The 19,653-nt window shown below is 71.8% G+C and carries 15 protein-coding genes and 1 pseudogene; 10 read left to right on the forward strand and 6 right to left on the reverse strand.

The features are described from left to right. The first annotated feature begins 3 nt into the window (after positions 1-3). Positions 4-2,748: a cation-translocating P-type ATPase gene (locus ACFU95_RS37655; protein ID WP_383837828.1), complete on the forward strand. Its 2,745-nt coding sequence runs from the start codon at positions 4-6 to the stop codon at positions 2,746-2,748. On the opposite strand, the gene ACFU95_RS37660 is transcribed toward ACFU95_RS37655, so the two are convergent. From ACFU95_RS37660 to ACFU95_RS37675, 4 genes are all read right to left on the reverse strand, one after another. Further along, complete coding sequence (locus ACFU95_RS37660; protein WP_383837831.1) at positions 2,689-3,537, reverse strand: Acg family FMN-binding oxidoreductase; 849 nt, start codon at positions 3,535-3,537, stop codon at positions 2,689-2,691. The genes ACFU95_RS37655 and ACFU95_RS37660 overlap by 60 nt on opposite strands. 428 nt (positions 3,538-3,965) lie before the next feature. Then, positions 3,966-4,670, reverse strand: coding sequence for a response regulator (locus ACFU95_RS37665; RefSeq protein WP_383837834.1), 705 nt, complete (start codon positions 4,668-4,670; stop codon positions 3,966-3,968). 145 nt (positions 4,671-4,815) lie between these two features. Continuing rightward, a complete protein-coding gene (locus ACFU95_RS37670) occupies positions 4,816-5,493 on the reverse strand; it encodes a CBS domain-containing protein (protein ID WP_383837837.1) in 678 nt (225 codons plus the stop codon). A gap of 52 nt (positions 5,494-5,545) precedes the next feature. Further along, complete coding sequence (locus ACFU95_RS37675; RefSeq protein WP_383837840.1) at positions 5,546-6,010, reverse strand: cyclic nucleotide-binding domain-containing protein; 465 nt, start codon at positions 6,008-6,010, stop codon at positions 5,546-5,548. Between the two features lie 221 nt (positions 6,011-6,231). Between ACFU95_RS37675 and ACFU95_RS37680 the strand changes: the two genes are divergently transcribed. Further along, positions 6,232-7,155: a carbamate kinase gene (locus tag ACFU95_RS37680; RefSeq protein WP_383837843.1), complete on the forward strand. Its 924-nt coding sequence runs from the start codon at positions 6,232-6,234 to the stop codon at positions 7,153-7,155. A gap of 7 nt (positions 7,156-7,162) precedes the next feature. Here the strand turns inward: ACFU95_RS37680 and ACFU95_RS37685 are convergent, their stop codons facing one another. Further along, positions 7,163-8,896 carry a SulP family inorganic anion transporter gene (locus ACFU95_RS37685; RefSeq protein ID WP_383837846.1) on the reverse strand — a complete coding sequence of 578 codons (1,734 nt, stop codon included), beginning with the start codon at positions 8,894-8,896 and terminating at the stop codon, positions 7,163-7,165. Positions 8,897-9,101: 205 nt separating this feature from the next. Between ACFU95_RS37685 and ACFU95_RS37690 the strand changes: the two genes are divergently transcribed. From ACFU95_RS37690 to ACFU95_RS37705, 4 genes are all read left to right on the forward strand, one after another. Continuing rightward, on the forward strand, positions 9,102-9,710 hold the full coding sequence (locus tag ACFU95_RS37690; protein WP_383837849.1) for a hypothetical protein: 609 nt from the start codon (positions 9,102-9,104) through the stop codon (positions 9,708-9,710). Between the two features lie 109 nt (positions 9,711-9,819). Next, on the forward strand, positions 9,820-10,725 hold the full coding sequence (locus tag ACFU95_RS37695) for a universal stress protein (protein ID WP_383837852.1): 906 nt from the start codon (positions 9,820-9,822) through the stop codon (positions 10,723-10,725). Positions 10,726-10,750: 25 nt separating this feature from the next. Continuing rightward, positions 10,751-11,773 carry a zinc-dependent alcohol dehydrogenase gene (locus ACFU95_RS37700; protein WP_383837855.1) on the forward strand — a complete coding sequence of 341 codons (1,023 nt, stop codon included), beginning with the start codon at positions 10,751-10,753 and terminating at the stop codon, positions 11,771-11,773. A gap of 5 nt (positions 11,774-11,778) precedes the next feature. Further along, entirely contained in the window at positions 11,779-12,651 is an 873-nt protein-coding gene (locus tag ACFU95_RS37705; RefSeq protein ID WP_383837858.1) for a universal stress protein, read from the forward strand. Positions 12,652-12,700: 49 nt separating this feature from the next. On the opposite strand, the pseudogene ACFU95_RS37710 reads toward ACFU95_RS37705, so the two are convergent. Further along, positions 12,701-13,044 (reverse strand): annotated as a pseudogene (locus tag ACFU95_RS37710) (polyphosphate kinase 2); the annotation flags it as partial. Here ACFU95_RS37710 and ACFU95_RS37715 point away from each other — a divergent pair. The 4 genes from ACFU95_RS37715 to ACFU95_RS37730 all read left to right on the forward strand — a co-directional run bounded on the left by ACFU95_RS37715 (position 13,043) and on the right by ACFU95_RS37730 (position 19,507). Continuing rightward, the gene (locus ACFU95_RS37715) at positions 13,043-15,424 is read left to right on the forward strand and encodes a phosphoketolase (RefSeq protein WP_383837861.1); all 2,382 of its coding nucleotides are present in this window, start codon (positions 13,043-13,045) and stop codon (positions 15,422-15,424) included. The pseudogene ACFU95_RS37710 and the gene ACFU95_RS37715 sit on opposite strands and share 2 nt — an antisense overlap. Positions 15,425-15,541: 117 nt before the next feature. Continuing rightward, positions 15,542-18,238, forward strand: a complete 2,697-nt coding sequence (locus ACFU95_RS37720) for a GNAT family N-acetyltransferase (RefSeq protein ID WP_383837864.1) — start codon at positions 15,542-15,544, stop codon at positions 18,236-18,238. Between the two features lie 12 nt (positions 18,239-18,250). Continuing rightward, positions 18,251-18,982, forward strand: coding sequence for a CBS domain-containing protein (locus ACFU95_RS37725; protein WP_383837867.1), 732 nt, complete (start codon positions 18,251-18,253; stop codon positions 18,980-18,982). Positions 18,983-19,006: 24 nt separating this feature from the next. Beyond that, positions 19,007-19,507 (forward strand): flavodoxin domain-containing protein, encoded by a 501-nt coding sequence (locus tag ACFU95_RS37730; RefSeq protein ID WP_383837870.1) that lies wholly within the window; start codon positions 19,007-19,009, stop codon positions 19,505-19,507. Positions 19,508-19,653: the final 146 nt, after the last annotated feature.

Below are 19,653 nucleotides of genomic sequence, written 5' to 3' on the forward strand. Positions count from 1 at the left end.
CGAATGGCGGCAGAGGTCTCTTCCGGGCCCGTCGCTGGGGCGGACGTCCATCAGTTCGCGCCCGCGCAGGTGGCGGCCGGCCTCGGCGTCGACCCGGCGACCGGCCTGAGCACGCGGGAGGCCGACGAACGCACGGCGGCCTTCGGGCCGAACCAGCTGGCCGAACCGGAACGTCGGCCCGAGTGGCTCAAGTTCCTGGACCAGTTCCGCAACTGGCTGATCGGCATCCTGCTGATCGCCGCCGTGGTGGCCGGAGCCATCGGTGACATCAAGGACGCCCTGGTGATCACCGTCGTCCTCCAGATCAACGCCGTACTCGGCTACCTCCAGGAGCGCCGCGCCGAGCGCAGCCTGGAGGCGCTGCGCCGGATGCTCGTGCCTACCGCCCGCGTCCGCCGCGACGGTGCGGAACGGGTGGTCGAGGCCCACACCCTCGTACCCGGCGACGTCGTCCTGCTGGAGGCAGGTGACCGGGTCCCCGCCGACGGGCGGCTCACCGTCGCGGAGTCGGTGGAGGTCGCAGAGGCGGCTCTGACCGGCGAGTCCCAGCCGGTCGCGAAGAGCACCACGGCGGTCGAGGCCACCGCGACCGGCCCGGTGCCGCTCGCCGAGCGCAGCAGCATGCTGTTCATGAACACCGCCGTGACCCGAGGCCGCGCCGAAATGATTGTCACGGCCACTGGCATGCGCACCGAACTCGGTGCGATCGCCGAGGCGTTGCGCACCGGCGCCGAACCGGCCAGCCCGCTCCAGATCCAGCTGGACAGCCTCGGCCGCCGCCTCGCGCTGATCAGCGGCATCGCGGTTGTCGCCTACGCGCTGGTCTCCCTGCTCCGCGGCGAGGGACTCGCGGACATCGCCCTGCGGGCCGTGGCCCTCGCCGTCGCAGCGATCCCCGAAGGGCTGCCGGCCGTCCTGGCTCTGACGCTCGCGCTCGGCGTGCACCGCATGGCCCGGCGCGGCGCCATCGTCAAACGCCTGGCCTCGGTGGAGTCCCTCGGCTCGGCGACGGTCGTCTGCAGCGACAAGACCGGCACGTTGACGCTCAACGAGATGACGGTACGGGCACTTTGGACCGCCGGAAGGCTCTACGAAGTGACCGGCGAGGGCTACTACGGCACCCAGGGCGCCGTCCGCGGCGGCGAGGCACGCGCCGACCAACTTCTCTCCGCTGTACTCCCGTTCGCCCTCTGCAACGACGCACACCTGACCGGTGACGGCTTCGTCGGCGACCCCACGGAGGCCGCGCTCGTCGTCCTGGCCGCGAAGGCCGGTATCGATGCGGACGGACTGCGGGCCGAGTTGTCGCGCACTGCTGAGCTGCCCTTCGACGCGGCCACCAAGTACATGGCCACGTTCCACGCCGAACCCGACGGCCGCACCCGCGTCCACGTCAAGGGCGCGGTGGATGTCCTGCTGGGCCTGTGCACCGGCGTATTGACCGACGAGGGCGTGCGCGACCTCGACGACGCGCGGCGCGGCGAGATCGAGGCCGTTACCGCGCGGTTGGGCGGTTCGGGGCTGCGCGTCCTCGGCGCCGCCACCGCCCTGGTCGACGGCACGCCGGACCCCTCCGCGCTCCCCGGACTCACCCTCGTCTCCGTCGCCGGGATCGCCGACCCGCCACGTCCCCAGGCACGGGACGCGATGGCGCTGTGCCGCTCGGCGGGCGTCGCGGTGAAGATGATCACCGGCGACCACGCCGACACCGCCACGGCCATCGCCCGCGAGCTCGACATCGACGGCGATGTGGTGACCGGCGCCGAGCTGGACCGGATGACGGAGGACGTACTCGCCGCGCGCATCGACGACATCGGCGTGTTCGCCCGGGTCGCCCCGGAGCACAAGGTGCTGATCGTGCGGGCTCTGTCGAGCCGCGGTCACATAGTCGCCATGACCGGCGACGGCGTGAACGACGCGGCGGCGCTGCGGGCCGCCCACATCGGTGTGGCGATGGGGCGCACCGGCACGGACGTGGCCAAGGAGGCCGCCGACGTCGTGCTCACCGACGACGACTTCTCCACCATCGTGCGGGCCGTGCGCGAGGGACGGGCGATCTACGACAACATCGTCAAGTTCGTCCGCTTCCAGCTGGCCACCAATGTGGGCGCCATCCTGACCCTGCTGGGCGCCTCCCTGGCGGGCCTGCCCGCCCCGTTGACCGCGGCGCAGCTCCTGTGGGTCAACATCATCATGGACGGCCCGCCCGCCATGGCGCTGGCTGTCGATCCGGCTCGCGACGACGTGATGCGCCGCCCGCCGCGGGCACCGGCGGAGCGAATCCTGGACGCCCGTCGGCTGCTGGGCATCTCCCGGGCCGGCGCGGTCATGGCCCTGGGCACTGTGGTCCTGCTGGCCCTGGCCCGGGAACAGGTCGACACGGACACCGCGCTGACCATGGCGTTCACCACGTTCGTCCTGTTCCAGCTGTTCAACTCCCTCAATGCCCGCGCCGACGACGGCCCCCTGCTCGGCCGCCACCAGTTCCGCAACCGCACCCTGTGGCTGTGTCTGGCCGGTGTTCTGGCGGTGCAGATCGCCGCGGTTCATCTGCCCTGGGCACGCACGGTGTTCGGCACGGTGCCGCTCGACGCAGGCCAGTGGGCGCTGTGCCTGGGCACCGCATCCACGGTGCTGCTGGTGGAGTTGGGCGTGCGCGGAGTGCGGTGGCTCGCGCAGACGGTTCGCTCAGCTCAGAACCGGCCGCAGACCGCTCTCCAGCACCTGCGACGCCGGACGCCGCGGTGACGGCGGGCCCTCGGGGCCGTAGCCCACGCGGATCACCATCTGCGCGTGCGCCCACCGGTCGTCGGACGGCGCGGACACCAGCCGCTCGCGCAGGTCGGGCCACTCCAGCGCCTGATGTAGCGACGCCGCCCGGACGCCGTGAACGGTGGCCACCAGAAGGATACGTTGCAGGGCCTGCCCGGCGCGCAGCCAGTCCGCGCGCCGGTCGTGTGCGGTGGTCAGCACCACGAGGCGCGGCCGGGCCTCGAAGGGGCGGGCGGTCAGGTCGGCCGCGTGGTGGTGAGCGCCGAAGTCCCGCATCGGGAGGTGCTCGCGGTAGTCCTGCGGCCCGACGGCCGCCGGCGGCACCCCGAGACCCGTGTGGTCCGGCTCCCGGACCCAGCGACGGCCCTCAACGGCCCGTTCCCGGTCGGCCCTGGTGCGCTGCTCGTCCTCCCGCGTCAGCCGCAGCAACCGGTCAGCCGTGCCGAGCTCGGGCCGACCGAGCACGGCACCCTCCGCGTGGGCCGCCTCGGCGAGCTCTGCCAGCACCGCGCCGGGCAGTGGGCGGTCGGAGAAGGGCAGTCGGATGCTGTGCCGGCGCCACAGGGCGTCGTAGAGCCGCGGGGCCGCTGAGAATCGGGCGGGACCGCACAGCCGTACGGTGGCCAGCAGGCCGGGCTCGTCGGGCCGGGGCAGTAGGCGGGTGACCGGCTCCCGAGCGACGTGCGCCACGGCGATCCGCAGGTTGAGCAGTGCACAGCCGACGGAGACGTGCAGAGCGCGCCCCGTCGGGTCGGTGTGGCGCAAGCCGCGCTCGGTAAGCGCCCGGACCTCCAGCGTGCCCGTGTCCGGGTCGAACCGGGAACCGCCAGGGCTGGGTGTTGTGGACGGAGGGCGCGGCCGCGGACGCTGAGACCAGCGTCGCGAGGGTCGGGCCGTCGGGGACCGCTGTGGGCATGGGGACTCCCCCCGTCCCGGGCCGGATGGGCGCCGGGGCGGCTGGGTCAGGGCCGGGGATAGGCCGTACGGCCCGATGGCGTGCCGGAGGGCCCAACGTGGTTGTCAGGATCAACCGCAGGATCAGCGGTTCCGTTCGTCGCGGCGGACGGCCGGCGGCATGTCGAGCGGCGACGCTTCGGGGCGCGTAACCGGGAGCTACGGGGTGCCGCCGTTATGCGGGACGGGTGGCGTTCCAGCGGCGCGACTACCGGCAGGCCACGCAGGCTGGAGGGACATCAGCGCGCCGGACGCTCACCCGTCGACTCGGGCTGCTCCAGATGCGTGGCGAGCACCGCGGCCTGGACGCGCCGTTGGACGCCCAGCTTGGCCAGCAGCCGGGAGATGTGGTTCTTGACGGTCTTCTCCGACAGGTACAGTCGCTTGCCGATCTCGCGGTTGGTGAGGCCGTCGCCGATCAGCGCGAGGATGTCCCTCTCGCGCGGGGACAACCCCGCGAGCTCCGGCGGTTCTGCGGGTGCCTCGGCGGGTTCCGCGCGCAGGGAGCGCATCAGCCGGGCCGTCGTCGCGGGATCGAGCATCGACTGACCGGAGGCGACCGTACGCACCGCCGACACCAGGTCCGAGCCTCTGATCTGCTTGAGCACATAACCGGACGCTCCGGCCATGATCGCGTCGAGCAGGGCGTCCTCGTCGTCGAAGGAGGTCAGCATCAGCACGGCCAGCTCCGGCATCCGGCTGCGCAGCTCTCGGCAGACGGAGATGCCGTCGCCGTCCGGGAGACGCACGTCCAGGACGGCCACCTGCGGCCGCACCGCCGGGGCCCGGACCAGGGCGTGCTCGACGTTCTCGGCGTCCCCGACGACGGAGATGTCCGGCTCGGCGTCCAGCAGATCGGACAGCCCGCGCCGGACCACCTCGTGGTCGTCCAGCAGGAAGACGCGGATCGGGTCCTTCGCGGTGAAGGTGCGTGCCTCGGTCATGTCGACCCCTTGTTCCCCGGGTGTGTGACGGACTGCGGGCCGTCCGCGATGACGATCATCACGTACCCGAGCTGAAGGCACTAGGGCCGACCGGCCCCAGTCGTACCTGTGGCGCGCTGTGACCGGCCTCTTCGGGGCGGTCCGATCAGAGGGCAGATCGATCCTCAGGCCGCTGAAGTGCCCCGCCCGTCAGGTCGAACTCCACGTCCACGACTCCCTCCACAGACCGCACCAGCCGCGCCGCCACCGGCACCAGCGAGGTGTCCTTGACCTGGCCGCCCAGCCGTACGACCCCGTCCCGGACCTCGACCCGCACGGTCGATGCCGGCGCCGTGAAGAGGTGGGCCACGACCTCCCGCCGGACCTCCTCCGCGATCTCCTCGTCGCCCCGCAGGAACACCTTGAGCAGATCGGCCCGGCTGACGATGCCCTCCAGCCGCCCCGCCGCGTTCACGACCGGAAGGCGCTTGACCCTGGCCCGTGCCATGGTCCGTGCGGCCTGCGCGAGCGTCGAGTCGGTGGTGACGGTGAGGGCAGGGGAGGTCATCAGCTCGCCCGCGGTGACTGAACCGGCCTTCTCCAGGTCGGACAACCGGCGCAGCTGCGTGTAGCGGTCGGGGTCTCTGTCGCGGAACTCCTCCTTGGGCAGCAGGTCGGCCTCGGAGACGACTCCGAGGACCCGTCCCCCGTCGTCGACCACAGGCAGGGCGCTGACCTTGCGGTCCTGCATGGTCAGCACGATGTCCTTGAAGGCGGCGTCGCGGACAACGGCGGCGACAGCGCGGGTCATCACGTCACGCACGATGTGCGGGTATCCGGGCACGATGACTCCTCTGACTCCTCGATCGGGTGGGTACGCGCGGTGCCGGGCTCGGTCAGCTCGGGCTCCCGCTGCCGTGCGGGCCGTACAGGTCCAGCAGCCGGACACGGGCCGCCTGCAGCCGGTGGGCGACGACCTCGCCGACCCACCGGGCGATGCTCCGGCCGAACTCGGGGTCGCCCTGGCACATCGCGCGTACGGCGGTGGCGTCGAACTCGTACGCCCGCAGCGGCGAGGACGCCTCCGCGCCCAGGTGCCAGACATGCGGCGGGTACAGCCAGGACCAGCCGAGGAGTTCGTTGTGGCCGAGCGACTCGATGACGGCGGCACGGCGGCCGGGCACGCGCATGTCGAGGTCGACCGTGCCGGTCCGGATGATCCAGAACCGGTCGGCGTGTCCACCCTCCTCGAAGAGCCGGGCGCCTTGCGGGAACGACACCTCCCGGGCGATCCGCAGCAGCCGTTCCCGGTGCTCGACGGGCAGCGCCCGAGGCATGCTCATCGTTGCTGGTGCGTTCATGGGGTGCCTCCAGGGCGGGCGTATGGAGCTACCACCTCCAGTGTGAGCACGCGCGACCGCCGCAACCATGGGCCACCCGGCCCCCAGGACTGGGCCACTCGGCGGCCTGCGGGAGCCCTTCAGCACCCTGCGCCAGCAGGGCGGTCGGCCGTTCGATGACGGAGAAAGGGATGGCCACTCGGCGCAGACTCGACGCGGAGGCGAGGGAAGAGGCGGAAACCATGCGTATCGTCGTAGCCCTCGGCGGCAACGCCCTGCTGCACCGCGGTGAACGCCCCGACGCGGACACCCAGCGAACCAACATCGTCCGCGTCGCCACCGCGATCGCCGCCCTCGCCCACGACCACCAACTCGTCGTCACACACGGCAACGCACCACAGCTCGATCTCCTCGCCGCCCAGAGCACGGCCGACGCGGCCCTCACCGCCCCCTACCCCCTGGATCTGCTCGGCGCCCAGACCCAGGGCATGATCGGCACCCTCCTGATGCGCACCCTGCACGACGTGCTGCCCGGACGCAGGGTCGTCACGCTCGTCACGCACACCCGGGTACGCGTCGACGACCCCGCCTTCGAACACCCCACAGAGCTGGTCGGACCCCTCTACCCCGAGAAGCCGGCCCGGTTCCTGGTGGCGAAGTACGGCTGGCACATGGCGGAGGACCGGCACGGCTGGCGGCGCGTGGTACCCGCGCCCTCGCCCGAGCGCATTCTGGAGGCCGATACCGTCCGGGTGCTGCTGGAGACGGGTGCTGTGGTGGTGTGTGCCGGCGGGGGAGGCGTCCCCGTCGTTGCCGACTGGGCCACCGGCGCGCTGCGCGGAGTGGACGCTGTCGTCGACAAGGACCTTGGCGCCGCCCGGCTGGCCGAGGACGTGAAGGCCGACTTCCTGCTGGTCCTCACCAATGTCCCGAACATCTACGCCGACTACGGCACCCCCGACCAGCGGCCCGTCCTGGACGTCACGCCCACCGAACTGCGCGGCGCCCACTACCCGGAGGAGTCGATGGGGCCCAAGGCCGAGGCCGCCGCCCGGTTCGTCGAGAACACCGGCCGGCTGGCCGCCATCGGCGCGCTGGACGCGGCGTACGAGATCGTGCACGGGCGATCCGGAACCCTCGTGCGGCCCGATCTGCTGATCGCCTGACACCCCGTCAGCGCTCCCGACACCACGTCCGGTACGCCGCCACGGCCGTCGGCAACGTCGGGTAGATCCGCCCCCTGCCCACCGAGTCCGCGAGCCCGTACGCCTCCAGATCGTCCAGGAGATCCTGCTTCACCCGGGCCAGGGCGAAGACGATCCCGCGACGGGTCAGTTCGCGGCGCAGTTCGTCGACCGCGTCCAGGGCTGTGATGTCCACCTCTACGTTCGCCTCGGTGTTGAGGACGAACCAGCGGACGGGGCCGGTCTGTTCGTCGACGGCTGCCAGGGCACGGCGGTGGAAGTCCTCGGCGTTGGCGAAGAACAGCGGGGAGTCGTAGCGGTAGACGAGCAGTCCGGGGACGGTGCGCGCCTGCGGATAGTCGTCCACGTCGTGCATGCCCGCCACGCCGGGGACCAGCCCCTCGACGGCGTCGTGCGGCCGGGCCACCCGGCTCAGCAGCTCGGCCACGGACAGCCCGACGGCGACCAGGACGCCGTAGAGCAGATCCAGGGCGAGCACGCCGACCAGGCAGCCGACCGCCAGCAGCAGTTCCCGCCGCCGGAAGGCAGCCAGCCGGGCGAAGCCCGCGAGGTCCATCATGCGCACCGCTGCGTACACGACGAGGGCGCCAAGTACCGCAGACGGCGTGCGGGCCAGCAGCGGGCTGAGGAACAGCAGCACGGCGAGCACCGCCACGCCTGCCACCAGGGAGTACACCTGACTGCGGGCACCCGCCGAGGAAGCGAGCGCGGTGCGGCTGGCGCTGCTGCTCACGGGGAAGCCCTGCAGCCAGCCGGCGCCGAGGTTGGCCGCGCCCAGGGCCAGGAACTCCTGGTCGGCGTCGAGGCGCCCACCGTCCTCGTCGCGGCCGGCGAAGGCGCGCGCGGTGAGGATGAAGTCCGTATAGGCGACGAGGAGAACGCCCAGTGCGGGCAGCAGCAGATGCGGCAGCTCGGTCAGGTCGGGTGCGGCGAGGGTGGGCAGTCCGGCCGGGACCTCGCCGATGACCTCGACGCCGTACCTCTCGTCGAGATCGAAGGCGGCCACGGCCCCCGTGCCCAGCACCACCGCCAGCAGGGGGCCCGGCACAGCGCGCAACAGCCACGCCGAGGTGAACAGGAATGCGACGATGACGGCGGAGAAGATCACCGTCTCCGGATGTGCATGCTCCAAGTTCCGCACGAATGACCAAAGTTGAGGGAAGAAGCCCGACCCCTCCGTTTCGACACCGGTCAGCTGGGGCAGCTGGTCCACGATCATGATCAGGGCCACGCCCGCCAGATAGCCGATCAGGACCGGGCGGGACAGGAGGTCGGCGACGACGCCCAGGCGCAGCAGCCGAGCCGCCAGGCACAGCAGACCGACCGTCACCGCGAGGGCGGCGGCCAGGGTGGCGTAACGGTCGGCGTCCGCGGCGGCCAGCGGGGCGACCACGGTCGCCGTCATCAGAGCGGTCGTCGACTCGGGGCCGACCGACAGCAGCCGGGACGAGCCCAACACCGCGTACAGGCCGAGCGCGGGCAGGATCGCCCACAGTCCGGAGACCGGCGGCAGCCCGGCGACGCCTGCGTACGCCATCACCTGCGGCACGAGATACGCGGCCACGGTCACACCGGCGAGCAGATCGCCGCGCAGCCAGGAGCGGCGGTAGCCGGTCAGGACAAAGGCCCCGGGGGCCAGTCGGTGGACCACGGGCATCAGGCGGTGCGACCCCGAGGCGTGCCTGCCCGAGCCGTGGGACATGGGGTTCCTTTCGCCGGCTGTTTCCAGGATCCGTCGCGACCGCCCCGACCGGTGGTCCGGCGTCAAGGTTCGGTAGCTCGACAGGACCCGAGGAAGGGGCCGTTCAGCCCCATGGACGCCGACTTTCGGCACCAGGCCACGGCATGTCCGCGCCACGAGAGTGGATGCCGTCAACAACGAATCCGTCCCGAGGGGGATGAAGATCATGGCAGTTCACGATCAACCGCACCGGCACCTGGGATTCCGTCTACCGACCTTGCGCAGGACCCGGACGGCCGAGGCGGCGGCCTACACCACCGCGACGAGCGCTTATGTCTTCGCCGGGCTCCGGCTGCTGACCGGGTTCATCTTCCTGTGGGCGTTCCTGGACAAGATCTTCGGGTTCGGCTACGCCACCCAGTCCGGCAACGGCTGGATCGACGGCGGCTCGCCCACCAAGGGCTTCCTGAGCGGCGTGGCGGCCGGTCCGATGGAGTCGGCCCTCCACGACTGGGCCGGGGACGCCTGGGCGGACTGGCTGTTCATGCTCGGCCTGCTCGGCATCGGTGTGGCGCTGATCCTGGGCATCGGGCTGCGGCTGGCCGCCATCGCGGGCACGTTGATGATGGCGCTGATGTGGATCGCCGAGTGGCCGCCGGCCAAGCACCTGTCCGACGGCTCGCCGAGCATGTCGACCAACCCGTTCGCCGAGTACCACGTCGTGTACGCCGTCGTTCTGATCGCGCTTGCGGCCGTGGGGGCCGGCGCGGTCTGGGGACTCGGCAGGGCGTGGGCCCGGCTGCCGATCGTCAGCCGCAACCCCTGGCTGCGGTGAACCCAAGGGCCGTTGGGCCGGTTGGTCCCGACCGGGGACCAGCGGCCCCTGACGCAGCAACTCCTCAAGTCAGACGCTGATGACAGATCCCCGATCAGGAGGCAGAACCATGGTCCACACCGTTGTCGCAGGTCTCGACGGCTCGTCCGAGAGCCGGGCCGCGGCCGAGTGGGCGGCCCGCGAGGCGAAGCTGCGCGGCCTGCCGTTGAAGATCGTCCATGTCTGGGAGCCCGTCCCGGAACCCATGGCCCAGGCCCCGCTGCTCGGCGCCGAGACCCAGCAGCACTGGAGCGAGCGCATTCCGCGCGAGGCCGCCGAGCGGATCCGGGTGCGCCACCCCGGCGTCGAGGTGACCACCGAGCAGTTGGTCGGCGGATCGGCCGACACCCTGGTCAAGGCCGCCGCGGACGCGGAACTGCTGGTCCTCGGCTCGCGTGGGCTCAGCGGTTTCGGCGGCTTCATGGTCGGCTCCGTCGGACTCTCCGTCGTGGCGCACCTGAAGCGACCCGTCGTCCTGGTCCGTGCCGGTGAGCAGGCCGCAGACGAACACGAGCCGGACCCGGAGGGCATCCCATCTGCCGCCACGCCCTACCGGCCCGTCCTCCTGGGCCTCGACGCGGCGAACCCCGACGACTCGGTGATCGAGTTCGCCTTCGAGGCGGCCGCCCACCGCGAGACCGGCCTGCGGGCGATCCACGGCTGGAACCTGCCCCCGTACTACATCTACGGCCTTTCCGCCGATCTCCAGCTGCACGACGAGATCGCCCGGCAGCAGGCCGCCGTTCTGGCGGAAGCGCTGCGGCCCTGGCGCCGGAAGTACCCGAGCGTCGAGGTCACCGAGGAGACCCCGTCCGGCAGCCCCGGTATCCGGCTGGTGGACGCCTCCCACGAGGCCTCCCTGGTCGTCGTCGGCCGCCGTATCCGCCGCAGCCCGCTCGGCGCCCACGTCGGCCCCGTGACCCACGCAGTCCTGCACCACGCCACGGCCCCCGTCGCGGTCGTTGCCCACAACTGACACCCACCCCTGAGGAGTTGACCCCATGAAGGCAGCGGTCGTCCGAGCCTTCGGCGAACCTCTGGTCATCGAGGACCGCCCCGACCCCGAGCCCGGCCCCGGTCAGGTCCGCATCCGCGTCGAGGCCTCCGGGCTGTGCCACACCGACATCCACGCCGCCCACGGCGACTGGCCGGTCAAGCCGAACCCGCCGTTCGTGCCCGGTCACGAGGGAGTCGGCCTGGTCGAGAAGCTAGGCGACGGCGTCACCCTCTTGAGCGTCGGCCAGAGGGTCGCCGTGCCCTGGCTCGGCAAGGCCTGCGGGCGGTGCGAGCACTGCCTCTCCGGCTGGGAGACGCTGTGCGAGCACCAGATCAACACCGGCTACGGCTGTGACGGCGGCTACGCCGAGAAGATGCTCGCCTGGGCCGACTTCGCGCAGCCCGTCCCGCAGGGCGTCGGCGCCGTGGACGCCGCACCGCTGACCTGCGCCGGCGTGACCACGTACAAGGCGCTCAAGGTCGCCGACGTGCGGCCCACGCAGCTGGTCGCGATCTCCGGTGTCGGCGGGCTCGGTCACCTGGCCGTGCAGTACGCGAAGATCGCCGGGGCCACCGTCGCCGCGATCGACGTCACCGACGAGAAGCTCCAACTCGCCGCGGAACTCGGCGCCGATCTCACCATCGACGCCCGCAAGCACGACGTCGGCGAGGTCCTCAAGCGGTACGGCGGCGCCCACGCGGCCATCGCCCTCGCCGTGAACGAGGACGCGTTCGCCGCCGTCAACTCCGGCCTGCGGCGCGGCGGCAAGCTCGTCATGGTCGCCCTCCCGGCGCACGGCACCGTCCAGGTCCCGATCTTCGACACCGTTCTCAACGGCACCTCGGTCATCGGCTCCATCGTCGGCACCCGACAGGACCTCACCGAGGTCCTCCAGCTCCACGCGGCCGGCCGCACCAGGGTCATCTGCGAGACCCGTCCGCTGGCCTCCGTCAACGAGTCCATCGAGGACGTGCTGCGCGGCCAGGTCAAAGCCCGCATCGTCTTCGACCTCGGCGCGGGGCGGTGACGGCGATGGACCTGCCTCTGGTCGTCGGAGTCGACGGCTCCGAGCCCAGCCTGCGCGCCACGGACTGGGCGTCCGACGAGGCCGTGCTGCGTGAGGTCCCGCTCCATGTCGTGTACGCCTGCCTGTGGGAGCGCTACGAGGGGGCCTCAGTCGCCAGGGACCTCGGCAAGCCCAGCGCACAGGTCATGCCCCAGAAGGTCGTCGCGGCCGCCGCCCAGCGGGCGCAAGCTCGGCACCCGGAGCTGAAGGTGACCTCCGACGTGGTGTTCGAGGAGCCCGAGTACGCCCTGGTGCGCGAGAGCCGGAACGCGTCCGCGCTGGTCGTCGGCACCCGCGGCCGCACCGGCCTCGCCGAGGCGCTGCTCGGTTCTGTCAGCCTCACTGTGGCCGCGCACGCCCACTGCCCGGTGATCGTGCTGCGCGGCAGCCACGACAACCAGGCCACGCCCCCGGTCCACGGACGTGTCGTGGTGGGCGTGGGCGAGGATGCCGAGGCCTCGTCGGCCGTGCGTTTCGCCTATGAGGAGGCCCGGCGCCGCGGGGTCCCCCTGGAGGCCGTACGAGCCTGGTGCTGTCCCGCGCACGAGACCACCGACCACCCCTTGCTCGCCGACGCACCCGCCCGGCTGCACGAGCAGCACGCCGAGGAGACCCTCGCCGACGCTCTGCGGGACGCCCCGCCGGACCTGGAGCTGCACCGCCGTGCCGTCGAGGGCCACGCCCGCCGCGTGCTGGTGGACGCCTCGCACGGTGCCGACCTCCTGATCGTCGGCGCCAAGCGCCGCACCGGCCACCTCGGGCTCCAGCTCGGCCGCGTCGCCCACGCGGCACTGCACCACTCCGCCTGCCCGGTCGCCGTCGTACCGCAGCCGGTGTGAGCGCCGTGCCCGGCAAGGAACAAAGGAACGGGTGGTGCTCCTCCTTGGTGCCAAGGACCATGACGTGCTCGATGTACCGCGGGAAGTACCACCGGGTGCGCTCGCGTTCGCTCGGCTTGGGCAGGGCCGCGATCCGTGCCACCCTCGGGTTGAGGTGTTCGGTGATCCGTTTGACGGTGCCGCCCCTGCCGGCCGCGTCCCGCCCCTTGAGGATGACGACGACGTGGGCGCCCGCCCCGCGTCCCCGCTCCTGCACTTTCGCCAACTCCATCTGCGGGCACGCAGCAGTTCCTTCTCGTACGTCTTGCGCGGCAGTTTCCTCGCCTTGTTGCCGGCCGCACCGCCTCCCACCGCCCGTCGACCGCGTACTCGATGACCTACGGAGTCACCCATGCCCGAGTTCGAACACCAGGACAGCACCGTACTGACCGACGACGAGCTGCGAACGCTGGACGCCCACTGGCGGGCCGCCAACTATCTGGCCGCCGGACAGATCTATCTGCTGGCCAACCCGCTGCTGCGCGAGCCGCTGATGGCCGAGCACATCAAGCCGCGGCTGCTCGGGCACTGGGGCACCTCGCCGGGGCTGAACCTCGTGTACACCCATCTCAACCGGGTGATCAAGGCGCGTGGCCTGGACGCGCTGTGCGTGTGGGGCCCGGGCCATGGCGGCCCGTCGGTGCTCGCCAACTCCTGGCTTGAGGGGTCGTACAGCGAGACCTATCCGAACGTCGGCCGGGACGGGGCCGGTATGGGGCTGCTGTTCCGGCAGTTCTCCTTCCCAGGCGGCGTGCCGAGCCATGTGGCGCCGGAGACGCCAGGGTCGATCCACGAGGGCGGTGAGCTCGGGTACGCCCTCTCGCACGCGTATGGTGCCGCCTTCGACAACCCCGGCCTGGTGGTCGCCTGTGTGATCGGCGACGGCGAGGCTGAGACCGGGCCGCTGGCCGCCTCCTGGCACTCCAACAAGTTCCTCGACCCGGTGCACGACGGCGCCGTTCTGCCGATCCTGCACCTCAACGGCTACAAGATCGCCAACCCGACGGTGCTGGCCCGTCTGCCGGAGCAGGAACTCGACGCCCTCCTGCGCGGATACGGCCACGAACCCATCCACGTGACCGGCGACGACCCGGCCACTGTCCATCGTGCCATGGCCTGTGCCTTGGACGATGCGCTCGACCGCATCGCACTGCTCCAGCGCACCGCCCGCGAGGAGGGCGTCGGCGAGCGTGCCCACTGGCCCGTGATCGTCCTGCGCACCCCCAAGGGCTGGACCGGCCCCGCCGAAGTCGACGGTGTGCCGGTCGAGGGCACCTGGCGCGCTCACCAGGTCCCGCTGGCCGGAGTCCGCGAGAACCCCGAGCATCTGCGCCAGCTGGAGGCGTGGCTGCGCTCGTACCGGCCCGAGGAACTGTTCCACCCGGACGGCCGCCCCGTCCCCGATGTACTCGCCTGCGTCCCCGACGGTCCCAGGCGCCTGGGCGCCACCGCGCACGCCAACGGCGGCCTCCTCGTCCGTGACCTGCCCATCCGCTCCCTGGACTCTTTCGCCGTAACGGTCGACAAGCCGGGTACGACCTTGCACGAGCCGACCCGGATCCTCGGAGACCTCCTGGAACAGGTCATGAAGGACACCGCGGCCCGCCGCGACTTCCGCGTCGTCGGTCCGGACGAGACCGCCTCCAACCGGCTCCAGGCCGTATTCAACGCCAGCGGCAAGGCCTGGCAGGCACAGACCCTCCCGGTCGACGAACACCTCGACCGGCACGGCCGCGTCCTGGAAATCCTCTCCGAGCACACCTGCCAGGGCTGGCTGGAGGGCTATCTGCTCACCGGACGGCACGGAGTGTTCTCCTGCTACGAGGCGTTCGTGCACATCGTCGACTCGATGGTCAACCAGCACATCAAGTGGCTCAAAACGTCCAGGGAGCTGCCGTGGCGCGGCCCCATCGCGTCCCTGAACTACCTGCTGACCTCGCACGTGTGGCGGCAGGACCACAACGGCTTCTCCCACCAGGACCCCGGCTTCGTCGACCACGTCCTCAACAAGAGCCCCGAGGTCGTCCGGGTCTACCTGCCGCCGGATGCCAACACCCTCCTGTCGGTCGCCGATCATGCGCTGCGCAGCCGCGACTACGTGAATGTGATCGTTGCCGGTAAGCAGCCCTGCTTCGACTGGCTGTCGATGGACGCCGCCCGAGCCCACTGCGCGCGAGGCGCCGGCATTTGGGACTGGGCGGGCACGGAGAACGGCGGCGAACCGGACGTGGTGCTCGGCTGCGCGGGCGACGTGCCCACCCAGGAGGTCCTGGCCGCCGCCCAGCTGCTGCGGGGCCACCTGCCCGACCTCGTTGTGCGTGTGGTCAACGTCGTCGACATGACCCGACTGATGCCCCGCGAGGAGCACCCGCACGGCATGACCGACTTCGAGTACGACGGCCTGTTCACCCAGGACAAGCCGGTGATCTTCGCCTACCACGGCTATCCCTGGCTGATCCACCGGCTCGCCTACCGGCGCACCGGCCACCCGAACCTGCATGTGCGCGGCTACAAGGAGTCGGGCACCACGACCACGCCGTTCGACATGGTCGTCCGCAACGACCTGGACCGCTACCGCCTGGTCATGGACGTCATCGACCGCGTCCCCGGACTCGCTGTCCGCGCCGCTGCCGTCCGGCAGCAGATGGCCGACGCCCGCACCCGCCACCATGCCTGGATCCGCGAGCACGGCACCGATCTGCCGGAGATCGCGGAGTGGGCCTGGAACGCCTGATACACGGCCATCCTTTGAGGGCCGACCGGCCCACCCGCACCGCCCGGACAGCCCATGGGGCCGCCGCCCGTTTCGCTGGACGCTCGTAGTGACGAGAAGACTCGAAGGAGATCCGCGATGACGGACGACACGCTCAGCCGGCCCACGGTCCACGCCCTGCTCGCGGACGGCACCACCGTGTGCATCCGTCCCGTGCGACGGGACGACCACGACCAGGTGCAGGGCCTGTACGAGGAGATGTCTCCGGAGACCCTGCGGCTGCGGTTCTTCGCCGTGAGCCGCCGCTCCGCCGCGACGGCCGCCGACCGGGCCTGCGCCGAGCAGCACCCCGGATACCGGTCGCTGCTGGCCGAGACGGGCGGCCGGGTGATCGGCCTCGCCGAGTACGACAGCGGCGGGGCCGGGGACACCGCGGAGATCTCCATCGCGGTCGCCGACGGGCTGCACCACCGGGGCGTCGGCACCGTCCTGGTCGAGCACCTCGTCTCCGCCGCCCGCGCCGAGGGCATCACCGGCTTCACGGCGGACGCGCTCAGCGAGAATCACGAGGTGCTGAAGCTCTTCGCCGACCTCGGCCTGCGCACCGCCCGCCGCTTCGAGGGCCCCGAGGTGCGCTGCACCATCGCCCTCGACCAGAGCGACACCTATCTGACGGCCGTGGAGGAACGCGGCCGCGCTGCCGACGTCGCCAGCCTGGAGCCGTTGCTGTGGCCGAAGGTCGTCGCCGTCGTCGGCGCCGGACGCAAGCCAGGGTCGGTGGGCCGGGCGATCCTGCACCAGCTTCACGCGGGCGGTTACACAGGCCGTCTGTTCGCGGTCAACCCCGCGGCGAGCTCGATCCTCGGGGTGCCGTGCCACCCGTCGGTCAGTGCCCTGCCCAGGACCCCCGACCTCGTGGTGCTCGCCGTACCGGCCGCCACGATCCCGGCCACCGCCGAGGAGTGCGGGAAGGCGGGCGTACGGGCAATCCTCGTCGTCACCGCCGGGTTGGACGCGGACCAGGCCCGGGCCCTGCTGGCGGCATGCCGCTCGCACGACATGCGCCTCGTCGGCCCCAACTGCCTGGGCATCTCCAACACCGACCCGAAGCTGCGCCTGGACGCCACCTTTGCCGCCGGCCACCCGCGCCCCGGTACCGCGGGTGTCGCCGTGCAGTCCGGCGGAGTGGGCATCGCCCTACTCGATGGCATGTCCCGCCTGGGCATCGGTGTCTCCTCTTTCGTCTCCCTCGGTGACAAGTACGACGTCAGTGGCAACGACATGCTCCAGTGGTGGGAGAGCGACGACCGCACCGACCTCGCCCTGCTGCACCTGGAGTCCTTCGGCAGCCCGCGTGCGTTCTCCCGTACGGCCCGCCGGGTGACCCGCCGCATGCCGGTCCTGACCGTCGACGCCGGCCGTACCGAGGCGGGCCGCCGCGCCGCCGCCTCGCACACTGCGGCGGCCGCCACCCGCACCATGACCCGCGGGGCCCTGTTCACCCAGGCCGGCATCACCGCCACCCGCTCGGTCGGCGAACTCCTCGAAGCCGCCGCCCTGATGCACTCGCAGCCGCTGCCCGCAGGACTGCGCGTGGCCATCGTCACCAACGCCGGGGGAGCGGGGGTCCTCGCCGCCGACGCTTGCGCCGAGGTCGGGCTGGAGCTCCCGGCGCCCGGGTCTGAGCTGATCGACGATCTGCTCGACGCGTTGCCCGCGGGCGCCGCCGCCGGCAACCCCGTCGACGCCACCGCCGGGGTCACGGAGCAGCAGCTCGGCGACTGCGTGGACCGGATCATGCGGAGCGGCGCCGTCGACGCCGTCCTCGTGGCCCTCGTCCCCACGGCGGTCGCCGCGGCGACCGGCGACGACCTGGTCCGGGCCCTCACCCACGCCGCCCCCGGACGGCGCCCCAAGCCGATCGTCGCGGTACGACTCGAACAGGGCCTGCCCGTCGAGCTGCTGCCCGCCACCGTAGGCGGCACCGTCCCCGCCTACGCCGAACCTCAGGCGGCGGCCCGGGCGCTGGCCCACGCGGCCCGCCGCGCCGCCTGGCTGGCCCGGCCCGCCGGGACGGTCCCCGACCTCGACGGCGTCGAGACGCAGCGCGCCCACGCCGTCGTCGAGGCCTACCTCGACCGGCATCCCGACGGCGGCTGGCTCGACCCGCGCGAATGCGCCGAACTCCTCGGCTGTTACGGCATTCCCCAGCTGGCCTGGGGCTGGGCCGACACCGAAGACGACGCCGTCCTCACCGCCGACCGGCTGCGCGGCGCCGACGGTCGGGTCGTGATGAAGGGCCACTGGCCGGGACTGGTGCACAAGACCGCCGAGCACGCCGTCCACCTCGATCTCCGGGGGGACCACCAAGTCCGCGCCGCCTTCCGTGACTTGGAGACACGGTTCGCCGGTCTGCTGGAGGGCGTGGTCATCCAGCCCCTCGCCGACCGCGGCACCGAGCTGTTCGCCGGCGTCGTCCAGGACCAGGTCTTCGGTCCTCTCGTCCTGTTCGGGCTCGGCGGCACCGCGACCGAGGTCCTCGCCGACCACGCCGCACGGCTCGCCCCGCTCACCGACCACGATGTCCACGACCTGATCACGGCCCCGCGCTGCGCCCCGCTCCTGCTCGGTGCGAACGGTGCCCGGCCGGTCGACCTCAAAGGCCTCGAAAACCTGCTGCTGCGGCTGTCCCGCATGGCGAGTGATCTGCCGCAGCTGGCCGAGGCCGATTTCAACCCCGTTCTCGCGTCACCGGGCGGAGTCACTGTCCTCGATGCGCGCGTACGCCTGCTGCCGTGCAGGCCCCAGGATCCGTATCTGCGCCGGCTCCGCTGAGGAGGGACAACCATGAAGCACAACAAGGTCGGCTCCGTGATGACCACGGAGGTCGTCCGCGCCGAGTACGGCACCCCGTTCAAGGAAGTGGCCAGGCTGCTCGGCGACCACCGCATCAGCGGACTGCCCGTGGTCGACGACGACGAGAAGGTCATCGGCGTCATCTCCGAGACGGACCTACTGGTCCGGCAGGCGGAGACGCCCGACCCGTACGAGCCAAAGAAGCGCTTCCGCTTTGACCGGCTGACCCGCGCCGGCCGGACGCGGGCCGCGAAGGCCCGGGCCCGCACCGCCGGCCGGCTGATGAGCGAGCCGCCCATCACGGTCCACGCCGACGACACCATCGTCGAGGCCGCTCGGACGATGGCGCAGCACCACATCGAACGGCTGCCCGTCCTGGACGAGGAGCACCGGCTCGTCGGCATCGTCACCCGCCGCGACCTGCTCCAGGTCTTCCTGCGGCCCGACGCGGACATCCGCGCCGAGGTCGTCGACGAGGTGCTGGTACGGGCCCTGTGGCTGCCGCCGCGCAGCATCGCCGTCTCCGTGACGGAGGGCGTGGTCACGCTGCTGGGCCAGATGGAGCGCAAGAGCGAGACGGAGATCGCCGTCTCCATGACCCGTCAGATCGACGGCGTGGTCGCGGTCGTCGACAAGCTCGGCCACCGGCTGGACGACTCGCACGTCCGGCCCGACGAGCAGGCGCTGCACGGCATCGCCGACGACTGGCTGCGCAAGCTGTGAAGTGGTGAAAGGAGGCGGAGCACCATGACCACCAAGGTGCTGGTCGCCTATGGGACGACGAACGGATCGACCGCGCAGATCGCCGAGGCCGTCGCCGAGGTCCTGCGCAAGGAGGGCCTCACCGCCGAGGCGCTGCCTGCCGGCTCCGTCGCACGCGTGGAGCCGTATGACGCCGTCGTGGTCGGCGGCGGGCTGTACGCCGGACGCTGGCACAAGGACGCCCGCCGGTTCCTCCGTCGGCACCGCCGGGATTTGGCAGATCGCCCGCTGTGGTTGTTCAGCAGCGGCCCGCTCGACCCCTCCGCATCGGAGCGGGACATCCCGCCGGTGCCAGGCCTGAAGCGGGCCATGACCCGGTTCGACGTGAACGGGCACGTCACCTTCGGTGGCTGCCTGCAGGAGGGCGCCAAGGGGTGGGTCGCCCGGATGATCGTCAAGAACGGAAAGGGCGGAGACTACCGGGACTTCGCCCAGATCGAGGACTGGGCGCGGACAGTCGCCGACGAGTTGGTCACCAAGGGCTAGCAAGCTCCGCGGGTCAGGAACGTTCCTGAAGGGTGGCAGCTGTCGTATGAGAGCCCCGGCCGCGCGTCCCACGTGCGGCCCGGCCGTGCCGCTCTCCACCTGGCCCGCGCCGCTTGCCTGGCGCCCTCACCGCACAACGGCCAACC

The organism is Streptomyces sp. NPDC057623 (assembly GCF_042800355.1).
Classification (GTDB): Bacteria; Actinomycetota; Actinomycetes; order Streptomycetales; family Streptomycetaceae; genus Streptomyces.

Bases quoted from the DNA above. Each gene is read 5' to 3' on its own strand.
- ACFU95_RS37685 (WP_383837846.1), bottom strand. From the start codon at position 8,896: ATGTCCCACGGCTCGGGCAGGCACGCCTCGGGGTCGCACCGCCTGATG.
- ACFU95_RS37665 (WP_383837834.1), bottom strand. From the start codon at position 4,670: ATGACCGAGGCACGCACCTTCACCGCGAAGGACCCGATCCGCGTCTTC.
- ACFU95_RS37720 (WP_383837864.1), top strand. From the start codon at position 15,542: ATGACGGACGACACGCTCAGCCGGCCCACGGTCCACGCCCTGCTCGCG.
- ACFU95_RS37675 (WP_383837840.1), bottom strand. From the start codon at position 6,010: ATGAACGCACCAGCAACGATGAGCATGCCTCGGGCGCTGCCCGTCGAG.
- ACFU95_RS37705 (WP_383837858.1), top strand. From the start codon at position 11,779: ATGGACCTGCCTCTGGTCGTCGGAGTCGACGGCTCCGAGCCCAGCCTG.
- ACFU95_RS37680 (WP_383837843.1), top strand. From the start codon at position 6,232: ATGCGTATCGTCGTAGCCCTCGGCGGCAACGCCCTGCTGCACCGCGGT.
- ACFU95_RS37730 (WP_383837870.1), top strand. From the start codon at position 19,007: ATGACCACCAAGGTGCTGGTCGCCTATGGGACGACGAACGGATCGACC.
- ACFU95_RS37725 (WP_383837867.1), top strand. From the start codon at position 18,251: ATGAAGCACAACAAGGTCGGCTCCGTGATGACCACGGAGGTCGTCCGC.
- ACFU95_RS37700 (WP_383837855.1), top strand. From the start codon at position 10,751: ATGAAGGCAGCGGTCGTCCGAGCCTTCGGCGAACCTCTGGTCATCGAG.
- ACFU95_RS37715 (WP_383837861.1), top strand. From the start codon at position 13,043: ATGCCCGAGTTCGAACACCAGGACAGCACCGTACTGACCGACGACGAG.
- ACFU95_RS37695 (WP_383837852.1), top strand. From the start codon at position 9,820: ATGGTCCACACCGTTGTCGCAGGTCTCGACGGCTCGTCCGAGAGCCGG.
- ACFU95_RS37690 (WP_383837849.1), top strand. From the start codon at position 9,102: ATGGCAGTTCACGATCAACCGCACCGGCACCTGGGATTCCGTCTACCG.
- ACFU95_RS37655 (WP_383837828.1), top strand. From the start codon at position 4: ATGGCGGCAGAGGTCTCTTCCGGGCCCGTCGCTGGGGCGGACGTCCAT.